The following is a 24,220-nucleotide window of genomic DNA, read 5'->3' as shown; positions in this document are numbered from 1 at the left end:
CGGCCGGGCTCGGTCAGGGGGCGGGGGTGAGGGGCCAGGTGCCGTCGACCACGGCGTCGGGGTTGCGGCGGCGCAGGTACTCCTGGAAGCTCGCGGACTGCTCGGCCTTCCACTTGATCTGGGAGGAATGCAGGTCGTCGATGGACAGCTCCGCGATCTCCGGGTACCTGGCGGCGATCTGCCAGGCCAGACGGGCCGCGGCCAGGGCGTCGGCGGCGGCCCCGTGGGCCTCCTCCTGGGCGAGGGGCACCTGGTAGTGGGCGCACACGTCGACGAGTTTGCGCGAACCCCGCCGGAAGGTGTCGACCCGCTTGTCCAGTACCAGTGGGTCCACCACCAGCGGCGGCGCGGCCAGGGGTGGCCGGTGCCGGGCGATCTCGCGGTCGAGCAGGGTGAGGTCGTAGGGCGCGTTGTAGACCACCAGGGGTAGGCCCTCGGCCACGACGGCCTCTATGGCGGCGGCGATCTCGGTGACCACCTCGACGGTCGGGCGGCCCTCGGCCCGAGCCCGTTCGGTGGTGATGCCGTGGATCTCGGCGGCCTCCGCGGGGATCTCGATCCCCGGGTCGGCCAGCCAGGCGGTGACCTCCTTGGTGCCGCGCGCGGGGTCGATCCGCCACAGGGCGGCGGTGACGATCCGTTCGTTCTCGACGTCCAGGCCGGTGCTCTCGATGTCGAAGGCGGCCATGGGCTGGGTATGCCAGGAGGTGTGCACGTGGTTCCTCACGGTTCCGGTCGTCCGATTCCGAACACGCTAGTGACATTACAGATCACCGGTGACAAGCGGCGCCGAATCGTCCTCACGTGGGAATCCGCTTTACTCCGTATCACTCGGAATGCCAGGATCTCTCCAATCGAGACGAGTGGAGTGGTGATGGAGCGGAACGACCATGAGAAGACGCGAGAACGGGAGGTCGCCGCGGGCGACCCTCTCGGACTCGGTGTCACCCCTGAGATGAACGGGCTCGCCGAACGTGGATCGTCCGCCCGGATCGCGGGTGGGAACGATCGGGACGCCACCGCCTCGAACGCCGTTCGCGGATGGCTGGTCCACATCGCTCTCTCGTTGGTGCGCGTGGTCCTGGTCACCGTCGGCATGGTCGCTCTGGTCCCCCAGGGACTGATCCCGTTGGGGATGAACCTGGTGGGCGCGAACGATTCCCTGCGTCTGTGGCTCCTGGCCCGGTACCTACCCCCGGAGTGGCAGGTCCTGGCGGCGTTGGGCTTCGTGGTCTCCGGAGCGTTGACCATCTGGATCGGGCTGCTGCAACACCGCTGGTTGGGGACGCGTCTGGTCGGCGGGGGCATGGTGCAATAACGTCATCGCATGAAGTTTCTGGTACGCGAACGCGTTTTCGACATCGGCGATGATTTCTGGGTGACCGACGAACAGGGCAACAAGGTGTTCTGGGTCGACGGCAAGGCCCTGAAGATCCGCACCACCTTCGAGCTCAAGGACCCCCAGGGCAACGAGCTCATGGTGATCCGCAAGAAGCTCTTCAAGGTCCGGGACCAGATGCGGGTCGAACACGACGGCAAGACCGTGGCGACCGTCCGCAAGCGCCTGTTCAACCCCATCCGCGACAAGCTCAACGTCGAGGTCGAGGGTGCTCCGGACTGGGAGGTCGTGGGGAGCTTCCTGGACAAGGAGTACTCCATCAGCGACAAGGAGGGCACCGTCGCGGTGGTCTCCCGAAAGTGGTTCCGCGTGCGGGACACCTACGCGATCGACGTCAACACCCACCGTCGTGACGTCGCGGGGGACCCCGCGCTGGTGATCAGCGTCGCCGTCGCCGTGGACGCCCTGACCTCCGACGACGACTGATCGGCCCACGGTCCGGTGGCCGCCGCCACCCTTCGGATCGGGTGGCGGGCTGTGGTGACCGATCGATCGGTCTCCCGCCAGACTGTCGGTGTCAACGGCGAAGTCGACCGACGAGGAGCCGAGCATGAGGGACGTGTGGCGGGGGCCGCTTCGGGCGTGCGGTTACCTACTGGTCACCGGGGCCGCCGGCCTGGCCGGCCTGATCCTGTTGCCGCTGGGCCTGGTGGTGGCGCCCCGGGTGATCAGTCCCCGCTCGCGGTGGCCTCGGCCCTCTCCTCCCGGGCGTCGCGACGGGTGAGCAGGGCACCGGCGACGGCGGCGGTGAAGAACATCAGCACCCCGTAGACCGCGGACGGGATGGCGATCTCGGTGCTGTTCAGGACGGTGATGGCGATGGTCATCGACAGCGTGGTGTTGTGCAGACCGATCTCCATGCAGGAGGCGATGGCCTCGGGACGCCCGGTACCGACGAGGCGGGGCGCCCAGTACCCGATGGTCAGGCTCACCACGTTGAAGACGAGCACCATGAGGCCGACCGAGACGATGTACTGCGGCAGGTTCGCCCACTCGGCGGCGATCGCGCCGATGATCACCGCGACCAGCACGATGCTGGAACCCAGCTTGACCGGCCGCTCCATGCGTTCGGCGAAGGCGGTCATCCTGGCCCGGACGAACATGCCGATCGCGACCGGGACGAGGATGACCGCGAACACCTGGATCATCTTTCCGGCCTGAAGACCGATGGACCCGCCCTCGGTGAAGTAGCCGAGTGAGAACCCGGTGATGAGCGGGAGGGTCACGATGGCGGTGACCGAGTTGATCGCGGTCAGCGAGATGTTGAGCGCGACGTTGCCCTTGAACAGGTAGCTGTACAGGCTCGCGGTGGTGCCGCCCGGGGAGGCCGCCATCATCATCATGCCCACCGCCAACAGCGGTGCCAGGTCGAAGTACTCGACGAAGACCAGCACGAGACCGAAGCAGAAGAGCGGCAGCAGGAGGATCTGGCAACCGAGGACGAGGAGGATCGTCCAGGGCATGGTGAGGAGTCGGGTGAAGTCCCGGACGGTCAGGCTGAGGCCGAGGCCGAGCATGATGACGCCGAGGGCGACCGGCAGGCCGACCGTGGTGAGGGCCGAGTCCATGGGGGACCCCTTGGGGGATGGGCCGGCGACGCGGCCGAGCTGTAGGGACGCGGGGACACGGGGGCGTACCGTTCAGTGACGCACGCCACAAGCTACCCGCAGGTAGAGATAGTGGCATGGGTCACCCCGCCTGGCAAGGGTCACGTGAGCTCGGCGGCGAGGCCTTCAGGGGCGGCCCTTACGCGGGATCAGGCCGCGGGCCAGGAGCTTCCGGTGAGGTCGTAGGCCAGGTGGAACCACACCTTGCGAATGCTCGGGTGGCCGTTGTCGCCCCAAGTGGTGGCGAAGCTGTCGATCAGGGCCAGCCCGCGGCCGTCCTCCGCGGTGAGCCGGTCCTCCGGCGAGGCTGCGATCAGCAGCCCGCCCCGGCCCTCCACCGCGCTGGTGGGCATCCCGTTGTCGCGACAGGTCACGGTCATCCCGTTCGGGCCGCGATCCACCCGGATCACGAAGGTCTCGTCCGGTTCACCGGACCGGCTGTGCCGGATCGCGTTGGTGGCCAGCTCCGCGCCCAACAGGGTGAGCACGTACCGGTAGTCGGAGTCCCGACCGGCGGCGCAGGTCTCCAGGAAGGCCCTGACCAGGGGCACGCTCACCGGCTCACCGGCGAACTCCCAGTGGCGTTTGGTGAACGGTACGGGCACCCGACCGTTGAAGTAGTGCCGGTACTCGTCCGGGACCCCCGCGAAGACGTCTTCCTCGGTGCTGGTGAGGGTCGGCACGGCGACGAGCGTGGGCATGAATGACTCCTAGGGCGGGACGGCTCAACGGGCGTGCGCACCATAGCGGGGGTGGCCGCGGAGGCTTCGAGGGGGGAGGGGGCTCGAACCGGTATGACCATACGCGATCACATCGTGGCGGACCAGAGGCCCCCGGTGTGGTGAGTCCCCGAATTCCTCGGCCCCATCGGGCCATCGCCACGACTTCGGCCGGTTCGTCTCCCGCTCCCCCACCTCCCCTACCCCACCGAGACCAGGGCCTCCTTGGCCGCGGCCTCGGCACGGTCGCGGTCGGTGTGCACCAGTGCGATACGGGTGCGCCGCTCCAACAGGTCGGCCTCGTCCATGGCGCCCTCGTGGCGCACCCCGAACCGCAGTTCGGCCGGGGTGACCCCGCAGGCCACCGGAACCAGCAGTTCGGGGTCGTCCTTCGCCTCGGCCATCACGGCCGGTGCCTCGGTCCCGTACCGGGAGACCAGGTGGCGCGGGGCGTCGAGGTCGTCGAGCTCCTCGTGGGAGGCCGCACCCACCAGCGGCAGTTCCCGGGTGCGGCAGGGGCCAGCCTGGAGTCGGTGTTCGGCGACGGCCGCGTCCACGGCCTCCTCCGCCATCGCCCGGTAGGTGGTGAGTTTGCCGCCGGCCACGGTGACGGAACCATTGGGCGCCACCGACACCAGGTGCTCACGGGACAGTTCCGCGGTGGAGCCGTCCCCGTGCAGCAGCGGGCGCAGCCCGGCGAACGAGCCGATGACGTCGTCCCGGGTCAGCTTGGTGGACAAGGCCCGGTTGAACTGGGCCAGGAGGAAGTCCACGTCCGAATCGGGCACCTCGGGCACCCGAGGGGCGGGACCCTCAAGGGGTTCGTCGGTGAGCCCGGCGTAGATCCGACCGTCGGGCTGGGGCAACGCGAACACGAACCGGCTGACGCTGCCGGGCAACGGCACGGTCAACGCGGCACGGGGGCCGCCCATCACCGCGCCGTCCAGGACCAGGTGGGTACCGCGGCTGGGGCTCAGTCGGATCCGCGGGTCGAGGTCGTCGGCGTGCACACCGGTGGCGTTGACGACCGCACGCGGACGCACCGGGACGAGCCGCCCGTCGGTCTCGTCGCGCAGGAGGACGCCGTCGGCGGTGATGCTCTCGGCGGAGCAGCGGGTGATGACACGAGCGCCCTCACCGGCGGCGGTGCGCGCGATCGCGATGACCAACCGGGCGTCGTCGACGAGTTGACCGTCGAAGGAGACGATCCCGCCGAGCAGACCGTCGGGGTCGACCGCGGGGAGCAGGCGGCGGGTCTGGCGGGCGTTGAGCATCCGGGGGCCGGGCAGGACCGAGGAGGGGGTGCCGGAGAGCATGCGCAGCAGGTCTCCGCCGCCCATTCCGGCGCGGACGGCGAAGGTCCGGGCCAGGCCGGTGTCCCGGTGCACGGGGATCACCATCGGCAAGGAACGGACCAGGTGGGGCGCGGTGACGCGCATGAGGACGTCGCGTTCGCGGGCGCTCTCGTAGGCGATGCCGACCTGCCCCTTGGCGAGGTAGCGCAGACCGCCGTGGACGAGTTTGGAACTCCACCTGCTGGTGCCGAAGGCGAGGTCCTCGCGTTCGACGAGGACCGTGGACAGCCCCCGGGAGGCGGCGTCCAGGGCCACTCCGGCTCCGGTGACGCCTCCACCGACCACCAGTAGGTCCACGTCGGGACGGGCCTCCAGGTCGGCGAGGTCGGTCGTGCGGCGGGTCGCGTTCAGGGATGTGGACCGGCTCATGGGCCTTCCTTCCGTTCTCGGGGTCGCAGGTAGCCGTCCAGCAGGACGGACAGTTCGGCGACCAGCCCGTCGGTGTCGAGGACCTCGGCGAACAGGCGATGGGAGGTGACGGTGTTCTGCACGGTCACCATGACCAGGTGGGCCAGGACCACGGGGTCGCCGTCCCGGATGGAGCCATCGGTCTGGCCGTCCGCGATGGCGGGTTCGACCAGTTCGAGGGCGGCCTTGTGGCTACTACCGAGCCGGTGGAAGGTGTAGGTGGCCAGGAGTTCCGGTTCGGTGTCGATGATCCGGCCGACGAGGGGGTGGGCGAGCATCGCCCGGGCGACCCTGGTGGCGTGTCGCACCAGGCCCGAGCGGACGCTCTCCTCGGCGACGTCGCTCCCGGCCGCCATCTCCTCGGCGATGAGGATGTGGCGGAGTTCGCGGGTGAGCAGGTCCGCGACGAGCGCGGTGACGTCGGGCCAGCGGCGGTACACGGTGGGCCGGCTGACCCCGGCGCGGCGGGCCACGTCGGTCAGGGTGGTGCGTCGTACACCGAACGACTCCACGCAGGCGCGGGCCGCGTCCAGGATCTCGTCCTCTACGTTACGTTTTGACGCCATGTGTAAAACTGTAGAGCATGACCCACGATGCGCAAGACTCCCCCGCCGGAACGACCGACGCCACCGGGAGCACCGACACCGCACCGGAGATGAGCTGGTTCGCCTGGGGCGACCCCGGGCGGGCCACCCGATTGGACCCCGGAACGCGCGACCTCATCACACAGGTCCTGCGCACCCGCACCGAGGACATGCCCCCGGTCCCGGAGGAGGACGTCGTCCTGCCCCCGACCCGCCTGGACGAACGTCTCCGTGACGCGTTCGCAGAGGTCGTCGGCGCCGAACACGTGCGAACCGACGGGCCCACCCGGCTGCGTCGCAGCGGCGGCAAGAGCACGCCCGACCTGCTCGCCCGCCGTTCCGGTCGGACCGACCTCGCGCCCGACGCGGTGCTGTCACCCGCCGACCACGAACAGGTGGAACGGCTCCTGGCGCTGTGCTCGGCCGAGCGCGTGGCGGTGGTCCCCTTCGGCGGTGGCACCAGCGTGGTCGGCGGCCTCACCCCGATCCGCGGTGACTTCCGGACGGTCGTCTCCCTGGACCTGCGACGGCTCGACCGGTTGGTGTCCCTGGACACCACCTCCCTGACCGCCGTGCTGAGCGCCGGTGTGCGCACCCCGCACGCCGAGGCGATGCTGGCCGAACACGGCCTGACCCTGGGACACATGCCGCAGAGCTACGAGTACGCCACCATCGGCGGGTACGCCGCGACCCGCTCCAGCGGCCAGGCCTCCTCCGGTTACGGCCGGTTCGAGGACATGGTCGTGGGCATGCGGGTGGCCACACCGCGCGGCACCCTGGAGTTGGGAGGGCCGCCCGCCTCCGCCGCCGGCCCCGACCTGCGTCGGCTCATGGTGGGTTCGGAGGGCACCCTGGGCGTGATCACGGAGGTCGCCGTGCGCGTGCGGCCCCGACCCGAACGCGTCCTGGACGAGGCCTGGTCCTTCCCCGATTACACGACCGGCGTGGCGGCGCTGCGCACGCTCGCCCAATCGGACGTGCGCCCCACCATGGCGCGGTTGTCCGACGAGACCGAGACGTTCGTGAACGCCGCGTTGGCCGGTCGTGAGGCCACGCCCGGCTGCCAGGCGGTGTTGGGCTTCGAGGGCACCGACTCCGACGTGACGGCGCGCGCGGCCGCCGTGCGCGAGGTCATGGTGGCGGCCGGTGGCACCCCGTTGGGGTCGGCCCCGGTGGCACACTGGCGCGAGACCCGGTTCACCACTCCGTACCTGCGCGACTCCCTGCTGTCCGCGGGCATCCTCGCCGAGACCCTGGAGACCGCGGCGACCTGGAGTGACCTGGAGACGCTCTACCGGGCCGTGGTGGACGCCCTGACGGGCGCGCTGGACGACGACGTGAGCGGCGTGGTGGTGCTGTGCCACGTCTCGCACACCTACCCGACCGGGGCGTCCCTGTACTTCACGGTGGCCACGGGTGCGGGCGAGGACCCGTCGGCGCGCTGGGCCGAGGCCAAGCGAGCGGCTTCGGACGCGATCGTCGCCAACGGCGGCACCATCACCCACCACCACGCGGTGGGCACCGACCACCGGCCCTGGATGACGGACGAGTTGGGCCCGCTCGGCGCCGACGTGCTCCGCGCGGTGAAGTCCGCGCTGGACCCGGAGGGCGTGCTCAACCCCGGCAAGCTCATCCCCGACGCCTGACCCCGCTCCCGCGGGACCGGTGAGCCCGGAGCGGGTGGGGCCCCTCGCGGGGCCCTACCCGCCCAGCCGTTCGGTGACCTCGACGGCCAGGTCCTCCAAGGCGTCCAGGTCCTCCACGGGATCCACCGGACCATCCGTGCGGTGGAAGAGGCTCACCCGCGCGTTGTCGAACGAGTACTCCAGGGAGGACCACAGCTCGTCGGTCCCTTCCTCGTCCACCGGTCCGGACGCCGTGGCGTATCCCCCGTCGCCCACCGACAGAGAACGCCACTCCACCGCGCGCATCGGCGGGTCACCGTACTCCGACTCGAAGTCGTCGTCCTCACGGGCCAGCCGTCCTTGGGCGACGGACTCCCGCATGCGGCGCACGCTCTCCTCCTCGGCGGGGTCGTACAGCACCACCTGGAGGCTGAAGTGCGCGGTGTCACCGTCGACGTCGTCGGCCGCCTCGCAGTGGGCGACCTTGAGCACGTCCTCTTCCTCCACCGTGTCCCGGATCTGGCCGCCCAACTCGGTCTCCCCCGCCCCGGGCAGACGTTCGGCCAGATCCACCGGGAGCAGGTCGGCGCAGTCCCCGGGCAGGGAAACGCCCTCGTCCCGGGTGTCGTTCGACCACACGTACAGCCCGCCCAGGGCCAGTGCCACCGCCGCGCCGACGCCGGCCAGGGCGAACGGAAGGCGGCGGCTCCGCTCGGGTGAGCGGCCGGATTCCGGAAGGGGCGTGTTCACTCGTGGGTTCCGTCTGTCTCGGTGGTCGGTCGGGATACTCGTTCGGTGGGCCCGGAGTTCGAAGACCCTCGGACCCGCCGAACGGAGGGGGTCACTTCTCGGCGACCCTCGAAATACGGCTTTGCAGGTCGGACGCGCTGCTCTCGATGGTGGCGTACACGGTCTCGATGTCGACACCGCCACTGTTCGTGCCGATCACGACCGCGCCGGCCGCGTTGCCCGACAGGAACACGCTCGCGCCGAAGCCGCCGCCCTCACCGAACTCGCCACCGTCCATGATCGAGACCACGGTCATGCCGCGTTCACCGATGCTGCTCTCGTCCCACAGAACCTGCCCCTCGGGGCCGTAGTCCAGGTCGAGGTCGCTGACCACACCCGGTTCGGTGGCATCCGCTCCGAACTCCTCCGCCGGGTCGAACTCCTCCTCCAGGATCTCCTGGAGCTGTTCCTCGGTGTCGGGGTGCTCCATGTCGAAGAGCTCGACGTGGAAGGAGACCATCAGGTCACCGGACTCGCCCTCACACGACATCTCACCGTAGGAACCGTCGGACGAGCCGCCCTCCGGGTCGAAGCCACCGTCGAAGGAGGGCATCGGACCGAAGTCGGAGTCCTCCAGCGAGTTGCCCTCGAACACGAGTGCGCAGTCGTCGGGCATGGAGACGTACTCACCACCGGAGGCCGCCCACGCCGCGATCCCGCCGATCGCCGCGATCAGTACGACCGCGCCGATGGCGCCGCCGACGATCAGACCGGTCTTCTTCTTGGGCTGCTCCGGGCCGCCGGGACCCGGCGGCCCGTACCCGGGCGGCGGACCCTGCGGCGGGTACTGCCCGTGCCCGGAGGGCGGACCTTGTGGGGGCTGCTGCCCGTACCCGGGCGGCGGGCCCTGTGGCGGATACTGCCCGTATCCGGGCGGCGGACCCTGCGGCGGCTGTCCGGGCTGTCCGGGTTGTCCGGGGAATGGTCCCTGCGGACCGGGTTGGGGCGGGGGCTGACCCATGGGGGAACCTCGTCGTCCTCGTGTCGGCTGTCGTGATCCGGAATGTTCCGGGGGAACTCCAGTCTTATCCGACACGGGAGACAGCCGGCCCCATACCGACGGTGATCACCGTCATTGGCCGGAACAGGCCGATGTCCCGACCGAGCAGGCGCGCTCGCCCTCCAGGACGAGCCACCCGCCGCGGGTTCCCCGCACGCGGATCATGGCCGTTCCCGCACCCCGCGCCCCCGAACCCGTCGACAATGGGTGGCGTGAAAGGACGACTCCGCATCCACCTGGGTTCGGCACCCGGGGTGGGCACCACCCACCACGCCCTGACCGAAGCCCGTCGCCGGGCCGAACGCGGCACCGACATCGTGATCGGCGCGGTGCACACCCACCGCAGAGTCGACACGGCGGCCCTGCTGCGTGGGCTCGAAACCGTTCCCGAGCACACCTCGGGGGCCATGGACACCGCCGCCGTCATCACCCGCGCCCCCGAACTCGTCGTCGTCGACGACCTGGCCAGGCCCAACCCACCGGGGGCGCCCAACCCGACCCGCTGGCAGGACGTGGAGGAGCTGCTCGTCGCCGGAATCGACGTTCTCTCCACCGTCGGCATCCACCACCTGGAGTCGCTGTACGACGTCGTCCACCAGATCACCGGGGTGCGCCCCGAGCACACCGTGCCCGACCGGGTGGTGCGTTCGGCGGAGGAGATCGAACTGGTCGACGTCACCCCGCAGGAACTGCGCCGACGTATGGCCCGCGGCGACCTGCACCCCGCCGAACGAGTGGACGCCGCCCTCGCCGACTTCTATCGCGAGGGCAACCTGGCGGCGCTGCGGGAACTGGCGCTGCTGTGGACCGCGGACCGGGTGGAGGAAGGACTCTCCCGGTACCGGGGCGAGCACAAGATCCGGGACACCTGGGAGGCCCGGGAACGGGTCGTCGTGGCACTGACCGGCGGACCCGAGGGAGAGACGCTGATCCGACGGGCGGCACGGGTCGCCGACCGGTCCCGCGGCGGTCGTCCGCAACCCAGCGATCTGATCGCGGTGCACGTGATCCCGCCCAGCGGCCTGGGAGAACGACCCACCGGAGAACTCCTGCGCCAACGTCGACTGCTCGCGGAACTGGGCGGCACCTACCACCAGGTGGTGGGGACGGACGTGCCGTCGGCGCTGTTGGAGTTCGCCCGGGGCGCGCACGCCACCCAGATCGTCCTGGGTTCCTCCCGCAGGCGCGCCTGGCAGTACGTGTTCGGTCCGGGTGTGGGCGCGATAGTGGCCCGCGAGTCCGGCGACATCGACGTGCACATCGTCACACACGAGGAGGTGGGCGGCGGCCGGTGGCTGCTGCCCGCTCCGGGTCGGGGGCTGAACGAACACCGCCGCGTGTGGGGATGGACGCTTTCGTTGATGGCTCCGCCGCTGGTCACCCTCATCCTGGCGCTGCCGTTCTTCTCGGAGGTCGGCCCCGCCTCCGACCCGCTGTTCCTGCTGCTCATCACGGTGGTGACCGCCGCGGTGGGCGGTCTGCCTCCCGCGATCGCCTCCGCGTTGTGGAGCGCGGTGCTGCTCACCGTGCTGTTGTCACCGTTGCACGACAGACCCTCGGTGTCGGTCGACAACTTCCTGGCGATGACCGCGCTGCTCCTGGTCGGGTCCCTGGTGGCGGTGATGGTGGAGATGGCCGCCCGCCGCTCGGCGCAGGCGGTGCGCGCCCGCGCCGAGGCAGACGCCGTCGCGGTGCTGGCCGCGAGCGTACTGGCCGGGAACGAGCCCCTACAGGCGCTGCTGCGGCGGATCCGGGAGACCTTCGGACAACGTTCGGCGACCCTCCTGGAACGGTTGGACGACGACCGTTGGCATCCGGTGCACAGCGTGGGCGCCCCGGCGTGTGACTCACCGGAGGACTCGGACGCGTTGGTGCCGGTGTCCGACAGCATCGTTCTGGCGTTGCGGGGCCGGGTCCTGCCCGCCGCCGACCGCGGGGTGCTCGGCGCGTTCGCCACCCACGTGGGCATCGCCCTGGAACAGCAGCGCCTGGCCTGGGACGCGGCGGAGGCCCGCGCCCAGGCGGCCGGGAACCGGATGCGCACCGCGCTGCTCGCGGCGGTCTCGCACGACCTGCGCACCCCGTTGACCTCGATCAAGGCGAGTGTGTCCAGCCTGCGCGCCACCGACATCGAGTTGTCCGACGAGGATCGGTCCGAGCTGCTCGAAACCGTGGAGGAGTCGGCGGACCGGCTGAACCGGCTCATCGGGAACCTGCTGGACATGAGCCGGGTGCAGACCGAGAGTGTGATTCCGCGCCTGCGGCCGGAGAACCTGGACGACGTCCTGTCGGCGACCCTGCTGGGGATTCCGGGCGATTCGGTGGTGGTCGACGTGCCCCACGAACTGCCTCGGGTGCGGGTGGACGCGGGGCTGTTGGAGCGGGCGATGGCCAACGTGGTGACCAACGCGGTGCGCTACAACCCGGCCCCCGGCTCCCCGGTGCTGGTCTCGGCCAGCGCGCACGAGGGGTACGTGCAGTTGCGGGTGGTGGACCGGGGCCCGGGGGTGTCGGACGAGGCCAAGCAGCGGATGTTCGAGGCGTTCCAGCGGTTGGGCGACGCGCCCCAGGGCACGGGCGTGGGTCTGGGGTTGGCGGTCGCCCGTGGTTTCGTTGAGGCGATGCACGGCACCCTGGCCCCCGAGGACACGCCGGGCGGCGGATTGACGATGGTGATCACGTTGCGTGCGGTGACACCGGTTGACGAGGAAGACGAGAGGCGGGCCGATGCGGGTCCTGGTCGTTGACGACGACGTGCAGATCATCCGCGCGATGCGGATCAACCTGCGAGCCCGAGGTTATGACGTGGACACCGCCAAGGACGGGGCGAGCGCGCTTCGCCTGGTGGAGGACCACCTGCCCACGGTGGTGTTGCTGGACCTGGGACTACCGGACATGGAGGGTGTGGAGGTCATCCAACGGCTGCGCGGGTGGACACAGGTGCCGATCATCGTGCTGTCGGCCCGGCATTCGGCCGGTGAGAAGGTGCGCTGCCTGGACCTGGGCGCGGACGACTACGTGACCAAGCCGTTCGGGATGGACGAGCTGCTGGCCCGAATGCGCGCCGCCGAACGCCGTGCCGTTCAGGTGGAGGAGGCCCCGATCGTGCGGACCGAGGCCTTCGAGGTGGACCTGGGCGCCAAGCGGGTGCTGCGCGACGGCGCAGAGGTGCGCTTGACCCCCACGGAATGGCACATCCTGGAGATCCTGGCCCGCAACGTCGGCCGCCTGGTGAGCCAGCGCCATCTACTGCACGACGTGTGGGGACCCGCCTACCAGAACGAGACCAACTACCTGCGGGTGTACCTGGCCCAGCTGCGTCGCAAGCTCGAACCGGACCCCTCCCGCCCTCGCCACCTGATCACCGAGGCCGGCCGCGGCTACCGCCTCGAACGCGACACCTGACCGCCCCCTGGACGCGCGTCCCCGAGTCCGGTGCGGCGGGGGTGTCAGGCGGGCACGTGGCACAGGTTCATGAGCAGCTCGAACTCGGGTGTTCCGACCTGACCGCGGTTGGCCTTGGCGACCGCCATGCACGGAGCGAACGCGCGCGCCCACTCCAGCAACCGGTCGCCGTCCACCTCCATGGTCTGGGAGAGCACGCTCACGCGGCGCTCCACCTCGGCCATGTCGGTGGCCTTCCACAGGGTCCAGTCGACGGCGTCCACGGCACCGTCGCCCAGGCAGGCGTGCGGGTCCAGGACCACCAGTCCCCGTGGGCCGCCGTCGATGACGTTGCCCGGGTGCAGGTCACCGTGGAGGGGGACGACGTCGACGTCACCGTTGGCGAGGTCACGGCCCTGGGCACTGGCTCGGTGCATCAGGGCGGCGGGCACGATCTCGGCCGCCGGTCCCTGCAGGCGCTCTCGGCTCCACCGGTCGAAGAGGAACTGCACGCGCGCGGTGAGCGGGCGCAGCTCCGCGCGCTGGTCCGGGCTCACCTCCACGCCGTGCAGCCGCGCGATGAGACCACCGATGGTCTCCATGGGCGGGACCACGCCGCCGGCGGCGACCGTGTCGCCCTCCACACGTTCCATCAGGATGGCACCGTGACCGGCGTCGAGCGCCCACACGTCGGGCACCCTCCGAGAAGCACCCCACATGCGCAGCAGACCCGCCTCGGCCACGGCCAGACCGCTGTCCGGGGAGAGCTTCAGGACGCCCTCGGTGTCGTCGGCGCGACGAACGTAGAGGACGACGGAGGTACGGCCGTGCGGAGCCGGTCCCTCCACCGTGAGTCGCCACTCCGCCGCCAGTCTCTCGACGACCGAGGGCAGCCCGGCCAGCCAGTCGACGACGTGGCCGCCGAAGCGCCGTATCAGCCGACGGCGTTGCCGTTCGTCGACGAACCGCGCTGTGACGTCGTTCATGGATCCACCTTAGATTCGGCCCCCTCGACACTTGTCGAGGTCCGAGCGCCGAGCCGCCGCGTCCGCCCCGCTTCAGGAAGGGAGCCGCCCGGACCGTCGCCGCACCGCGTGGGTGTCGACACGGCGGCGGGGAGCATGCCGCGGGCACGGGGAGTTCCCGCCCCTGAGGCATATACCCATCTCGACGGTCCGGGTAACGGAAATCTCGACGCTTCGTATTCTTTTCGTCATCGAGGGTGTTCGTCCGTGCACGTCAGGTGAGGCGGCCCTTGGCGGCCCGGTGCTGGGCCAGCAGGGTGTCCACGACCAGGTCGGACGGCCACAGCGGCGCGGTGAGGGCGGTGACGTCGAGCTCGCGGAGCAGGTCGAAGTCCGGTCCCTCCACCAGGTGCCAGGCGGCGACGGCGACGCGGTCGCGCCCGTCACGACGCAGTCGGTCGACGGCGTCGTGGACCGACGGCGCCCAGGTGCGCAGGTAACCGACCTGGACCGGGGAATCGAGGCGCCTGCTCAACATCCGGGCCACGTCCATGACCACCTGGCGTTCCTCGGTACCGGTGGTGCCGTCCGCGGCCAGGACCACACCGTCCTCGGCTCGCCGACCGGACTCGGCGAGGCGGCCGGCCAGGTCGGCGACGATCGAAGGGACCGCACCGAGTGGCGTGGTCCGGCAGGAGTCCTCCAGCCGGGTGAGGTCGAGCCGGGAGAACATGTGGGAACTGGCGACGTCCCCACCGGCGACGAAGGCGGGGACCACCACCTTGGGTCCGCTCACGGAGCGGATCCTCTCGTCGACCTCGGCGGGACTTCCGAAGGCCGCCGTGACGGGCACCTCACCTCTTTCGGCGACCGCTTCGGCCAGCCCGCGCAGGGCCTCCCGGCGCTGCGCGTCACTCGAATCATCGGCTACGAGGACCATCGTGGGGACCATCCATGGCTCCTTGGAATCGCTTCATGAACCGCCGTTGCCCACCGAACGTAATGAGGTGTGGTTTCAGGGAGGTTCTCCGGTGTTACGCCGCGAAGAACAGTGAGCAATGGCTGCTATGGTTATCACCAGGGGATTCATTGGTGAACCATAACAATCCTCTAAAACCGACGCCCTGTCCACTTCCGGGAAAGTGACGCCGGTCGCCCCCTCTCCACCCGGGCGACCCACGGATCACCCATCCGAACCCCTGACAACAGGGATGATCTGCGGCAACACCTTTGTTCCGGGAAAAACCCGTCGATCCGCCAATCGCCGGAAGTTGTCGAACACCACACCCCCTCACCCACGGGCGACGGCGAACACAACTTCAGTGGGGACTTCTCCAGAGAAATCACCACATGTCCGCGCAAATGCAAATGCACGGCACATTTGCACGTGCCAGGGAATGCTCGGGGAAATTCCATCGGCCCGGGGACCTGCGATCACGCTCGGTGCGCACGCCGCCGGCACCCCGTACCCCCCCCCGAGAACCGCCACGCGCCCGCCCGAGACGAGCCAACTTCGACTACCACGCGTGAAAGAGCCGTGTCAAGGGTGCGAACTCCCCCACACCCCCATACCCGCACACCACTTGACGTGGGGAGACAGGGTGCGAGTCCGGTGTCATCACTTGCCAACCCGCCCCGACGCCGGCCACACTTGAACTCGACGGGGTGACTCCCCAGGGCCTCGATCGCCCCCGGTCCACCTCCGTCGCCGCGAGCCGGCGCCGCCGACAGGTGTACCGTCGCATCCCCCACATCCGTAACGCCTCGCGTCCGCAGAGCCGTCCAGACTGGAGTGAGCATGGCCGTCCACCCTCGGGTGCAGACGCTGACCCAGGCCTTTCTCGCCAATGCCGACCAAGAGGCCCCCGGTCTCGTCCAGGGCCTGTACCTGACCGGCTCGGTCGCTCTCGGCGATTTCCGCCCGCACACCAGCGACGTCGACTTCGTCATCGTCACCGAACGCCACCCGGTGGGGGAGGAACTCGACGCGCTGCGCCGCATCCACCACCGGACCAGACACCAGGTGTCCGCTCCGCAGTTCAACGGAATCCACGTCACCTGGGGCGAGCTGGGACGCGACCCCTCCGAGTGCGGCCCCGTCCCCTCCGTCATCAACGGTCGTTTCCGCACCCGCGCGAGCGCCGACGTCAACCCGGTGACCTGGCACGTCCTGGCCGAGCGCGGCGTCACCGTCCGCGGACCCCACCCGGCCGAACTGGACGTTTGGGACGAACCCGAGAGCCTGCGCACCTGGTCCCTGGGGTCGTTGGACGAGCAGTGGCGCCGCTGGCGGGAGAAGGCCGGGCGCCTGGTCACCCCCCGCGGATTGGCCGTCCTCGGCTCCCTCGCCCCGTCCTGGAGCGTGCTCAGCGTGAGCCGCCTGCACTTCACCCTCAAGACCGGCGAGATCACCTCCAAGTCCGGCGCGGGCGCCTACGCACTGCACGCCTTCCCCGAGCGCTGGCAGCGCATCGTCAACGAGTGCCTACGGGTGCGTCGCGGCGCCCGGTCGCCCTCCCTGTACGAGAGCGCGCTGGCCCGTCGTCGCGCCGCCCTGGACTACATCGAGATGGTCCTGGACGAGTCCTTGCGCCCCGGTCTGGTCACCTGAGCCAGGGCGCCCCTTGAGGCACCTTCCACGCCGTGGTCCTCTCCCTCGGTACCCCTCGGTCATGCCCCACGACTATTCTGGGTCGTATGACCATGCGCCCCATCGTCCGATTCGGCGATCCAGTCCTCGTCACCAAGACCACCCCCGTCACCACCTTCGACCAGCGCACGGAGAAGCTGGTGCGGGACCTGCTCGACACCGTCGACGCTCCCGGACGGGCCGGGGTGGCCGCCACCCAGATCGGCGTGGGCTCGCGGGTGTTCAGCTACGCCGTCGAGGATCGCATCGGGTACGTGATCAACCCCGAGATCGTGGAACTGTCCGAGGAACTCCAGGACTGCGACGAGGGCTGCCTGTCCATCCCCCGCCTCTGGTACCGCACCGAGCGCGCCCAGAGGGCCGTGGTCAAGGGCGTGGACCTGCGCAACGAGCCGATCACCGTGGAGGGCACCGGGCTCATGGCCCAGTGCCTACAGCACGAGACCGACCACTTGGACGGCATGCTCTACATCGACCGGCTCTCCCCCGAGGACCGCAAGCGGGCGCTGCGCGACATCCGTCATTCGGATTGGTTCCTGCCCGCGGAGAAGCCCGCGCCGACCACCGCGGTGCGCCTGCCCAGCGCCTTCGGCGGCAATTCCTGACCCTCGCTTGACCCGCCTCGGGGCCACTCCGGCCCCGGGGCCGCTCCCCTACCGGCCGGTACGTGCCGTTGTGGTCGTACTCCCCGGGTATCTTCGGACAGACCCCGCTCTCTCCTCCTCATCCTCACGAGTCAACTCACAGTGCACATAACACCACGATCTCGTATGGTCGGCTGAGGCACCTCTGCCCCTCCCGTGACGGAAGACGGACCGTCCTCGGGCATGGCCGACGCCCTCAGACCATCGCCGGAGCCCACATGACTTCCACTCCTCGCAACGCCTCACGACGCGCCCTGCCACTGGCCGCCGCCACCGTCGGCGCCGCGACCCTCCTGAGCCTGTCCGGGGTGGCCCACGCCGACCCCGACGACGTGGACATCGACGAACTGACCGAGCGCGCCGAAGAGCTGGAGGAGTCCTACGACGGCGAACTGCTCCAGTTCACCGAGATCAAGGACCGGGTGGACGAGGCCGAGGAGACCCTCGAAGAACTCGAAGGGCGCCTGGAAGGCTCGCGGACCGGGGTGTCCGCCATCGCCGCCGCCCAGTACAAGAGCGACGGCTTCGACCCGACTCTGCAGATCGTGTTCTCCAGCGAGCCGGAGGAGATGTTCGCCGACGCCGCGACCGTCAGCTACCTGGGCGAGAGCCAGGCCGAGGAGATCACCGACCTCATCGACCTGCGCGACGACCAGGCCACGGTCACCGAGGAGCTCCAGGGCGAGCTGGCGGAGGCCTCCGACCTCATCGACACCCTTGAGGAGGAGCGCGAGGAGGTCACCGAGCGCATCGCCGAGTACGAGGCGGAGCAGGTTCCCGAGACCCCCGGCGACGGCACCATCCCCGACAGCGCCCGCGGCGGCGGTTGGGACCAGACCCAGCCCCGGATGGCGGCCATCCGCGACGAGATCATCATGGAGTTCGGCGCGCCCTTCCCCGTGGGCTGTTTCCGCCCCAGCGCCGACGACCACGGTGATGGCCGGGCCTGCGACTTCATGATGAGCGCCAACGGCGCCTCCCCCTCCGAGGCCAACCGTCAGCTGGGAACCCAGATCGCCGACTACGGCATCGCCAACGCCGACCGACTGGGCATCAAGTACATCATCTGGGAACAGCAGATCTGGCAGTCGACCTCACGCCAGTGGACGTTCATGAACGACCGCGGCGACCTGACCCAGAACCACTACGACCACGTGCACATCAGCTCATACTGATCATTTCTTAGCGGCGCAGACCCCCGGCTTCAGCCGTGGGGAGGAAGTCAACGGATCGTTCGCACGCCCCATGCCGGTCAGCGGGATCGGCGAAGGGCCAAGGGGACGACGGCGGCGAGGGCGACGGTGACCACCGCGAACGCCGGCCCGTAGCCGAGCAGCTGGATCACCAGACCCAACCCGACGGAGCCCGCGCCGGTGCCGGCGTCGTATCCGATGTTCCACACCGCGCTGGCCCGGCCGTGTCCGGTGGGACCGGCCCGCTCCAGCATCACGGTGACGGTCTCGTTCTGTACCGCGCCGAAGCCCAGACCGAACAGGGCGGCGCCCGACAGCACCAGCGCGGCCGTCATCACGCCGGGGGCCGCGTCGCCGTTGCTCCACAGACCCGCCGCGAGCAGCCCCATGCCCAGCACCGCGACGATCGCTCCGGGCAGCAGCAGGATCGTGCGGCCGTGCCGGTCGAACAGCACCCCGGCGGTCCAACGCCCGGTCACCAACAACAGCGCGTACCCGGCCAGCAGGGCGCTGACCAGCCAGGCCGACTCCTCCAAGGGGATGGCGAGGAAGGTGACGATCCCACTGGCCGCCGAGGACAGCACCAGCATCAGGACCAGCGGCGCGGCCAGGGCGGCGAACAGGGGCAGGCCACGGGGTGCCGGCCGCGCGTCCTGGGGGGCCTCCCCCGCGTAGCGGAGCACGGCCCGGTTGCGGCCGCCGTCGGCGAACAGGATCCCCGAGGACAGCGCGGCGGCCACCACTCCGCAGATCCCGGTGAGCCAGAACGCGGTGTCGAAGCCGAACTGCAGGGCGAGCGCCACCCCACCGGGCAGGATGACGACCTGTGGCAGTCCCACGGCCAGACCGTAGTAGCCGGTGGCCCTGCCGACCTGGGCCGGGGGCACCAGGCGGGCGGCCAACGCGGTGCCGGCCACGCTCACCATGCCGAACCCGACACCCCGAACCGCCGACACGGCGATGAGCGGGCCGAGGTCGGTGGTGAGGGCGAACAACGGCGTTGGCAGGCCCATGATGAGCGCGCCGACCGGGAACGCCCACTGGTAACCGGCGGCCCGATCCAGCAGCCAGGGCATGCCCAACTGGGTCAGGACCGTGGTGAGCATGAAGACGGCCGTGGTGGCCCCGGCGCCGAACTCGCCGGCGCCACCACGGGAGGCCCACAGGGGTACCAGCGGTAGCACCGCCGCGAAGCCGCACAGGCCCACCGCCGTGGCCAGGATGAGGAGCGTGAATCCGCGGCCCCTCAGCCCAGGGATGTCAGCGGAGGAGGTGACGCTCCCAGAGGGAGAACCGGATCGGATCATCCCCCCTTTGTACCGGGGTCGACACGTACTGTCTAAACACCCTCTTCGTCCCGGTTCGCTCCGTCGCTCCGTTCGTGGAGCCGTTCGTCGAGCCATTCGCGCAGACGGGACACGAGGTCGGGATCGACCGCCCGTTCGGCGTGCCCCATGCCGGGGATGATCCACAGGTCCTTGGGGTGGCGCGCCGCGTCGTAGATGGCCGTGGCGTGGGTGACGGGGAAGTAGGCGTCGGAGTCGCCGTGCACCACCAGCAGGGGCGCGGGCGCGACCTGGCCGGCGATCTCTCGCGGTTCGGCCGGGATGGGGTTCCAGTGCCGGTCGGTGACCCTGACCTTGCGGAAGCGTCGGAGGATGGCCCTGCCCAGCGTTTTCTCGATGGCCAGGTGAAGCAGGCGCATGGCCCGGGTGCCCCGGTAGTACCAGCGACTGGGGCCGCTGACCGAGACCACCGCGGTGCTTCCGCCGTAGATGGCGGCGTGGCGGATGGCCACGGCCGCGCCCATGGAGAACCCGACGGTGGCGATCCGGTGGTAGCCGAGCTCGCGCAGTCGACCCACGACGGCCTCCAGGTCGTGGATCTCGGCGTTGCCGACGGTGCTGTGTCCCCCGGAGCCGTGATGCCCTCGGAAGTCGAAGGTCATGACGTCGCCGACGGACATCAGTCCCTCGGCGATGCCCCGGGTGGGCGGGCTCTGATGGCTGCCGGTGAAGCCGTTGGCCAGGACGACGGCGGTGGTGCGGGGTTCGATGCCGCGCAGCAGCACGGCGTCGATTCCCACCCCGTCGGAGGTGGTGAGTCGGTAACGGTGCTCCCGCGAACGTGCGGTGTGATGGTCGGTGGTGTCGGACACCGTTCCATCGTGCCCGATCATCACCGGCCGGTCGGTCCCGACCCCGGTGTGTCGTCCCCGGGCCGATAGCGCCGATCGATCCACTCGTCCGGGTGGAGTCGGCGTCCGTCCTGGTCACGACCGGCCCCCGGATAGGGGGTCGGGTCGTCGGAGAGGAAGTCGCCGGGGACGTGCCCGGGCGGGGGTGGAGGGGCGCCGTAGGGAGTGCTCGGTGGCGGGCCCTGCCGGTAGGGCGGTTGGGGCTGTTGTGGCTGTTGGGGCGGCAGAGGCGGCTGCGGGGGTCCGGGCCTCCCGGGCCAAGGCTCCTGATGGGACGGCGCGCCATAGGGGTTGCCTGGAACACCGGGAGGCGGACCCTGCGGAGCGGGCGCTCCGAGAGGCCCGGGGTTCCCGAACGGCGGGGTACCCGCGGGCGGACCCTGTCCCGGCGTCACCCCGGTGGCCTCCTGGGGTTCCGCCGCGCCCTCGACCGCCTCGAACTCGCCGGTGTACCCCTCCTCGTACTCGTCGTCGTAGTAGTCGTCCTCGTAGGCGGCGTACTCGTCGGCCTTGGCCAACTCCGAGGCCGGTGGGAAGACGATCGAGCGCAGGTTGAGGGCGACGTGTACGAGGATCGGCACGACCAGACTGCCCGTGCCCAGGTACAGGATGGTGAAGAGCGTGCCGGAGAAACCGGCACTGACCAGCCCCCACCAGCCCTGGTAGAGGTGGGCCAGGGAGAACAGCACCACCGACAGGACCGCGGCGATCCACAGCGGTACGTCCATGCTCGCCACCAGGACGATGAACAGTCCGCGGTAGAGCAGTTCGGCGAACACACCACCGGTGACGGCCATGCCCGCGGCCAGGGCGCGTTCCTTGGTGGTGCGCGGCAGCAGCAGGTACTGGCGACGACCCGGGTCGGGCAACGTCATGGGCTTGGCGGGCGCCCGGCGGCCGCGGTGACCACGGTGGCCCCTGCGCCCGCGCGACTCCTCCGAGGCGTCGTCGCCGCTCCCCTTCTTCCTGTTCCTCTTGCCGAGCGCCGGCAGCTTCCCAAGGGCCGGGAACCGCTCCTTGGTGGGCATGCCGTTGACCAGTAGCCAGAAGGCGAGCAACGCCACCAGGCCACCGAGGGCACCACCCACGATCGGACCCCACGCGTCGGGGAAGCGAAGCCCGAGGTCCACCGGGTGCAGCTCCGGCGAGGTGAGCACCACCGCGAGCACGAGCACGCCCCACAGGATGTGGACGCCCATCGTGACGGCGTACAGCAGTTCCAGGGCGCGGCCGTCGCCCTCGCGGCGGGACAGCCACGAGAACGCGCGTCTCCCGAGAAGCGGCTCACCGACCGCCGCGAAGAACAGGAGCAGGACCGTCAACAGGGTCCCGGTGAGACTGAACTGGGGAAGGATCTCCGACCAAGGCACGGGGCATAGCCTAGAAGACCATCTCGGGTCATAGCGCCCCGAAGTCTCCATCCGTGGATGATCATCGGTCCTCCCCTTGTGATCAGGCCGGTGAACCGCGACCGTAGAGAGTGTCACAGGTCACACTTTCGGTGGTGGCTCTGGAGACCACCACCCGGACCCCGAAGGGCTGGGTAGCAGGGATGGTAGATCGAGCCGTAGCAGCACCGAGGGCCGACCGGCCCCAGAACATCCGCAACGTCGCCCTCGTCGGCCCGACCGGGGCCGGCAAGACGAGCCTGGTCGAGGCGCTCCTCCTCACCGCCGGGGAGATTCGACGCCCCGGCAGCGTGGAAGAGGGCACGACCGTCAGCGATCACGACGACGTCGAGATCCGCCGCCACCGGTCCGTGCACCTCACGGTGAGCCCGGTGATGGTGGACGGGGTCAAGGTGAACCTGCTGGACACCCCCGGATACGCCGACTTCATCGGGGCGATGCGCGCCGGCCTGCGCGGCGCCGACGCCGCCCTGTTCGTGATCTCCGCCCTGGACGGGGTGGACGGCCGCACCCGACTGTTGTGGCGCGAGTGCGCCGCCGTGGGCATGCCGCGAGCGGTGGCCGTCACCAAGATCGACCACCCGCGCGCCGACTTCGAGGGCGTGGTCGCCCAGTGTCGAGAGTCCTTCGGTTCGGGGGTGCACGCCGCCTACGTCCCCGCGTTCGAGGGCGATGGTGACCGACGCTCGCTCGTGGGCCTGTGGGGACTGGTCTCCGAGCGTTACTACGACTACTCCGATGGGGGCGGGCCCGGGTCCGCCCCCATCTCGCGTCTCGCGCCGGACCGGTTGGTCGAGGCCGCGGGGCCGCTCCGCGAGACCCTCGTCGAGGAGGTCATCACCGAGAGCGAGGACGAGGCGCTCATGGAGCGCTACATGGAAGGGGGAACCCTCGACCCGGACCTGCTCATCGCGGACCTGAAGCAGGCGGTGGCGGCGGGCGGGTTCCATCCGGTGCTGGCGCTCAGTCCCACCCGTGGCGTGGGGGTCCGGGAGCTGCTGCGCGAACTTCCGCTGTCCTGCCCCGATCCACTCCGGCGTCCCTTTCCGACGGTGGTCCGGCCGGACGGGCGCCCCGTGGAGGGGTTGTCCTGCGACCCGGACGGCCCTCTGGTGGCGGAGGTCCTGAGCACCACCGGCGACCCGTACGTGGGCCGGATGAGCCTGGTCCGGGTGTTCTCCGGCACCCTGACCCCGGATTCCGCAGTGCACCTGCACGGCCACGGAATGGGTTCGAGCCTGGGCCGCTCCGACGAGCTCGACCGCACCGGCGACGACGCGCGGATCGGCGCATTGTCGGTTCCGTTGGGCCGCGAGGCCCGCCCCGTCGACGCGGTGATCGCCGGTGACCTGGGCACGGTCGCCAAGTTACCGGCCGCGCGCACCGGCGACACCCTCTCCTCGCCGGAACTCCCGCTGCGGGTGTCCCCGTGGGCGTTCCCGGATCCGATGATGCCGGTGGCGCTCACCGCCGTCTCCTCTTCGGACGAGGACAAGCTCTCCCGGGCGGTGTCCCGACTGGTGGCCGAGGACCCCTCGCTGCGGGTGGAGGTCGACCCCGAGACCCACCAGATGGTCCTGTGGAGCCTGGGGGAAGCGCACCTCGACGCGGCCCTCGATCGGTTGGAACACCGGGACGGCGTGCGGGTCCGCACCGACGACATCCGCGTCCCGCTCCGGGAGACGTTCTCCATGCCCGCCCAGGGCACCGGCCGCAACGTGAAGCAGAGCGGTGGCCACGGTGAGTTCGGGGTCTGCCGGATCCGGGTGGAGCCGCTGGAGTCCGGTGCGGGGTTGGAGTTCGTCGACCGGATCGTGGGCGGTGTGGTGCCGCGCCAGTTCATCCCATCAGTGGAGAAGGGCGTGCGCGCACAGATGGCCGAGGGGGTGGATGACGGCCACCCGCTGGTGGACCTGCGGGTCACGTTGTACGACGGCAAGGCCCACTCGGTGGACTCCTCCGACATGGCCTTCCAGAAGGCTGGGCGTCTGGCCCTTCGCGACGCCGCCTCGACCTGTGACCGCACGGTGCTGGAACCGGTGGACAGCGTGACCGTGGAGGTGGACGAGGCCCATCTGGGAGCGGTGCTCAGCGACCTGTCGGCCCGGCGTGGCCGGGTGGTGGGCACCGAGGCGGTCGACGGCGGCCGGGTGAGCGTCCGGGCGCAGGTCCCGGAGTTGGAGATCGTGCGCTACGCGGTGGAACTGCGGTCGGTCTCGCACGGCACCGGCGAGTTCACCCGCGACTACCTCCGCCACGAACGTCTGCCCGATCACATACGCCGTCGTTAGG

The 24,220-nt window shown here is 70.2% G+C and carries 21 protein-coding genes; 9 read left to right on the top strand and 12 right to left on the bottom strand.

Translation table 11 applies throughout. The features are described 5' to 3' along the window. Nucleotides 1-13: 13 nt before the first annotated feature. A complete protein-coding gene (locus ACWGSK_RS11835; RefSeq protein ID WP_358512264.1) occupies nucleotides 14-715 on the bottom strand; it encodes an exonuclease domain-containing protein in 702 nt (233 codons plus the stop codon). Between the two features lie 159 nt (nucleotides 716-874). Here ACWGSK_RS11835 and ACWGSK_RS11830 point away from each other — a divergent pair, with 159 nt between their 5' ends. After that, complete coding sequence (locus ACWGSK_RS11830; protein ID WP_358512266.1) at nucleotides 875-1,318, top strand: hypothetical protein; 444 nt, start codon at nucleotides 875-877, stop codon at nucleotides 1,316-1,318. A 9-nt stretch (nucleotides 1,319-1,327) separates the two neighbouring features. Continuing rightward, complete coding sequence (locus ACWGSK_RS11825; protein ID WP_358512268.1) at nucleotides 1,328-1,825, top strand: LURP-one-related/scramblase family protein; 498 nt, start codon at nucleotides 1,328-1,330, stop codon at nucleotides 1,823-1,825. 242 nt (nucleotides 1,826-2,067) lie between these two features. Here ACWGSK_RS11825 and ACWGSK_RS11820 read toward each other — a convergent pair whose 3' ends face one another. From ACWGSK_RS11820 to ACWGSK_RS11805, 4 genes are all read right to left on the bottom strand, one after another. Then, nucleotides 2,068-2,967, bottom strand: a complete 900-nt coding sequence (locus ACWGSK_RS11820) for a bile acid:sodium symporter family protein (protein WP_358512271.1) — start codon at nucleotides 2,965-2,967, stop codon at nucleotides 2,068-2,070. Nucleotides 2,968-3,155: 188 nt separating this feature from the next. Next, entirely contained in the window at nucleotides 3,156-3,707 is a 552-nt protein-coding gene (locus tag ACWGSK_RS11815; protein ID WP_452455816.1) for an ATP-binding protein, read from the bottom strand. 218 nt (nucleotides 3,708-3,925) lie between these two features. Next, nucleotides 3,926-5,449, bottom strand: coding sequence for a glycerol-3-phosphate dehydrogenase/oxidase (locus ACWGSK_RS11810; protein WP_452455815.1), 1,524 nt, complete (start codon nucleotides 5,447-5,449; stop codon nucleotides 3,926-3,928). Further along, nucleotides 5,446-6,054, bottom strand: a complete 609-nt coding sequence (locus ACWGSK_RS11805; protein ID WP_452455814.1) for a TetR/AcrR family transcriptional regulator — start codon at nucleotides 6,052-6,054, stop codon at nucleotides 5,446-5,448. Before ACWGSK_RS11805 ends, ACWGSK_RS11810 begins: the two co-directional genes overlap by 4 nt. Nucleotides 6,055-6,071: 17 nt before the next feature. On the opposite strand from ACWGSK_RS11805, the gene ACWGSK_RS11800 reads away from it, so the two are divergent. Further along, nucleotides 6,072-7,718 (top strand): FAD-binding oxidoreductase, encoded by a 1,647-nt coding sequence (locus tag ACWGSK_RS11800; protein ID WP_358513292.1) that lies wholly within the window; start codon nucleotides 6,072-6,074, stop codon nucleotides 7,716-7,718. Nucleotides 7,719-7,772: 54 nt separating this feature from the next. Here the strand turns inward: ACWGSK_RS11800 and ACWGSK_RS11795 are convergent, their stop codons facing one another. Beyond that, nucleotides 7,773-8,447, bottom strand: a complete 675-nt coding sequence (locus tag ACWGSK_RS11795; RefSeq protein ID WP_452455813.1) for a hypothetical protein — start codon at nucleotides 8,445-8,447, stop codon at nucleotides 7,773-7,775. A 91-nt stretch (nucleotides 8,448-8,538) separates the two neighbouring features. After that, entirely contained in the window at nucleotides 8,539-9,447 is a 909-nt protein-coding gene (locus ACWGSK_RS11790) for a hypothetical protein (RefSeq protein ID WP_452455812.1), read from the bottom strand. Between the two features lie 242 nt (nucleotides 9,448-9,689). Between ACWGSK_RS11790 and ACWGSK_RS11785 the strand changes: the two genes are divergently transcribed. Together ACWGSK_RS11785 and ACWGSK_RS11780 are read left to right on the top strand one after the other, a co-directional pair. Then, nucleotides 9,690-12,233: an ATP-binding protein gene (locus tag ACWGSK_RS11785; RefSeq protein ID WP_358513298.1), complete on the top strand. Its 2,544-nt coding sequence runs from the start codon at nucleotides 9,690-9,692 to the stop codon at nucleotides 12,231-12,233. Beyond that, a complete protein-coding gene (locus ACWGSK_RS11780) occupies nucleotides 12,214-12,891 on the top strand; it encodes a response regulator transcription factor (protein WP_358513300.1) in 678 nt (225 codons plus the stop codon). Before ACWGSK_RS11785 ends, ACWGSK_RS11780 begins: the two co-directional genes overlap by 20 nt. 44 nt (nucleotides 12,892-12,935) lie before the next feature. On the opposite strand, the gene ACWGSK_RS11775 is transcribed toward ACWGSK_RS11780, so the two are convergent. Together ACWGSK_RS11775 and ACWGSK_RS11770 are read right to left on the bottom strand one after the other, a co-directional pair. Further along, complete coding sequence (locus tag ACWGSK_RS11775) at nucleotides 12,936-13,856, bottom strand: aminoglycoside phosphotransferase family protein (RefSeq protein ID WP_358513302.1); 921 nt, start codon at nucleotides 13,854-13,856, stop codon at nucleotides 12,936-12,938. Between the two features lie 253 nt (nucleotides 13,857-14,109). After that, on the bottom strand, nucleotides 14,110-14,787 hold the full coding sequence (locus ACWGSK_RS11770) for a sirohydrochlorin chelatase (protein WP_452455811.1): 678 nt from the start codon (nucleotides 14,785-14,787) through the stop codon (nucleotides 14,110-14,112). A gap of 846 nt (nucleotides 14,788-15,633) precedes the next feature. Between ACWGSK_RS11770 and ACWGSK_RS11765 the strand changes: the two genes are divergently transcribed. The 3 genes from ACWGSK_RS11765 (at nucleotide 15,634) to ACWGSK_RS11755 (ending at nucleotide 18,304) form a co-directional block, all read left to right on the top strand. Further along, nucleotides 15,634-16,446 carry an aminoglycoside adenylyltransferase domain-containing protein gene (locus ACWGSK_RS11765; RefSeq protein WP_358513306.1) on the top strand — a complete coding sequence of 271 codons (813 nt, stop codon included), beginning with the start codon at nucleotides 15,634-15,636 and terminating at the stop codon, nucleotides 16,444-16,446. Between the two features lie 86 nt (nucleotides 16,447-16,532). Beyond that, nucleotides 16,533-17,090: a peptide deformylase gene (gene def, locus ACWGSK_RS11760; RefSeq protein ID WP_358513308.1), complete on the top strand. Its 558-nt coding sequence runs from the start codon at nucleotides 16,533-16,535 to the stop codon at nucleotides 17,088-17,090. A 257-nt stretch (nucleotides 17,091-17,347) separates the two neighbouring features. Further along, on the top strand, nucleotides 17,348-18,304 hold the full coding sequence (locus tag ACWGSK_RS11755) for a coiled-coil domain-containing protein (RefSeq protein WP_358513310.1): 957 nt from the start codon (nucleotides 17,348-17,350) through the stop codon (nucleotides 18,302-18,304). 77 nt (nucleotides 18,305-18,381) lie between these two features. On the opposite strand, the gene ACWGSK_RS11750 is transcribed toward ACWGSK_RS11755, so the two are convergent. Genes ACWGSK_RS11750 through ACWGSK_RS11740 form a run of 3 tightly spaced genes read right to left on the bottom strand, consistent with a single transcriptional unit; the run spans nucleotide 18,382 to nucleotide 21,889 of the window. Next, nucleotides 18,382-19,629 (bottom strand): MFS transporter, encoded by a 1,248-nt coding sequence (locus ACWGSK_RS11750; RefSeq protein WP_358513312.1) that lies wholly within the window; start codon nucleotides 19,627-19,629, stop codon nucleotides 18,382-18,384. A gap of 32 nt (nucleotides 19,630-19,661) precedes the next feature. Further along, nucleotides 19,662-20,480, bottom strand: coding sequence for an alpha/beta hydrolase (locus ACWGSK_RS11745; protein WP_358513314.1), 819 nt, complete (start codon nucleotides 20,478-20,480; stop codon nucleotides 19,662-19,664). Nucleotides 20,481-20,500: 20 nt separating this feature from the next. After that, a complete protein-coding gene (locus tag ACWGSK_RS11740; RefSeq protein ID WP_452455810.1) occupies nucleotides 20,501-21,889 on the bottom strand; it encodes a CPBP family intramembrane glutamic endopeptidase in 1,389 nt (462 codons plus the stop codon). 182 nt (nucleotides 21,890-22,071) lie between these two features. On the opposite strand from ACWGSK_RS11740, the gene ACWGSK_RS11735 reads away from it, so the two are divergent. Then, nucleotides 22,072-24,219: an elongation factor G-like protein EF-G2 gene (locus tag ACWGSK_RS11735; protein WP_452455809.1), complete on the top strand. Its 2,148-nt coding sequence runs from the start codon at nucleotides 22,072-22,074 to the stop codon at nucleotides 24,217-24,219. Nucleotide 24,220 lies beyond the last annotated feature (1 nt).

It is taken from the genome of Nocardiopsis sp. NPDC055551, assembly GCF_053619415.1.
The sequence above is the reverse complement of the archived record's forward strand: the minus strand, read 5'-3'. Positions and strand labels throughout refer to the sequence as shown.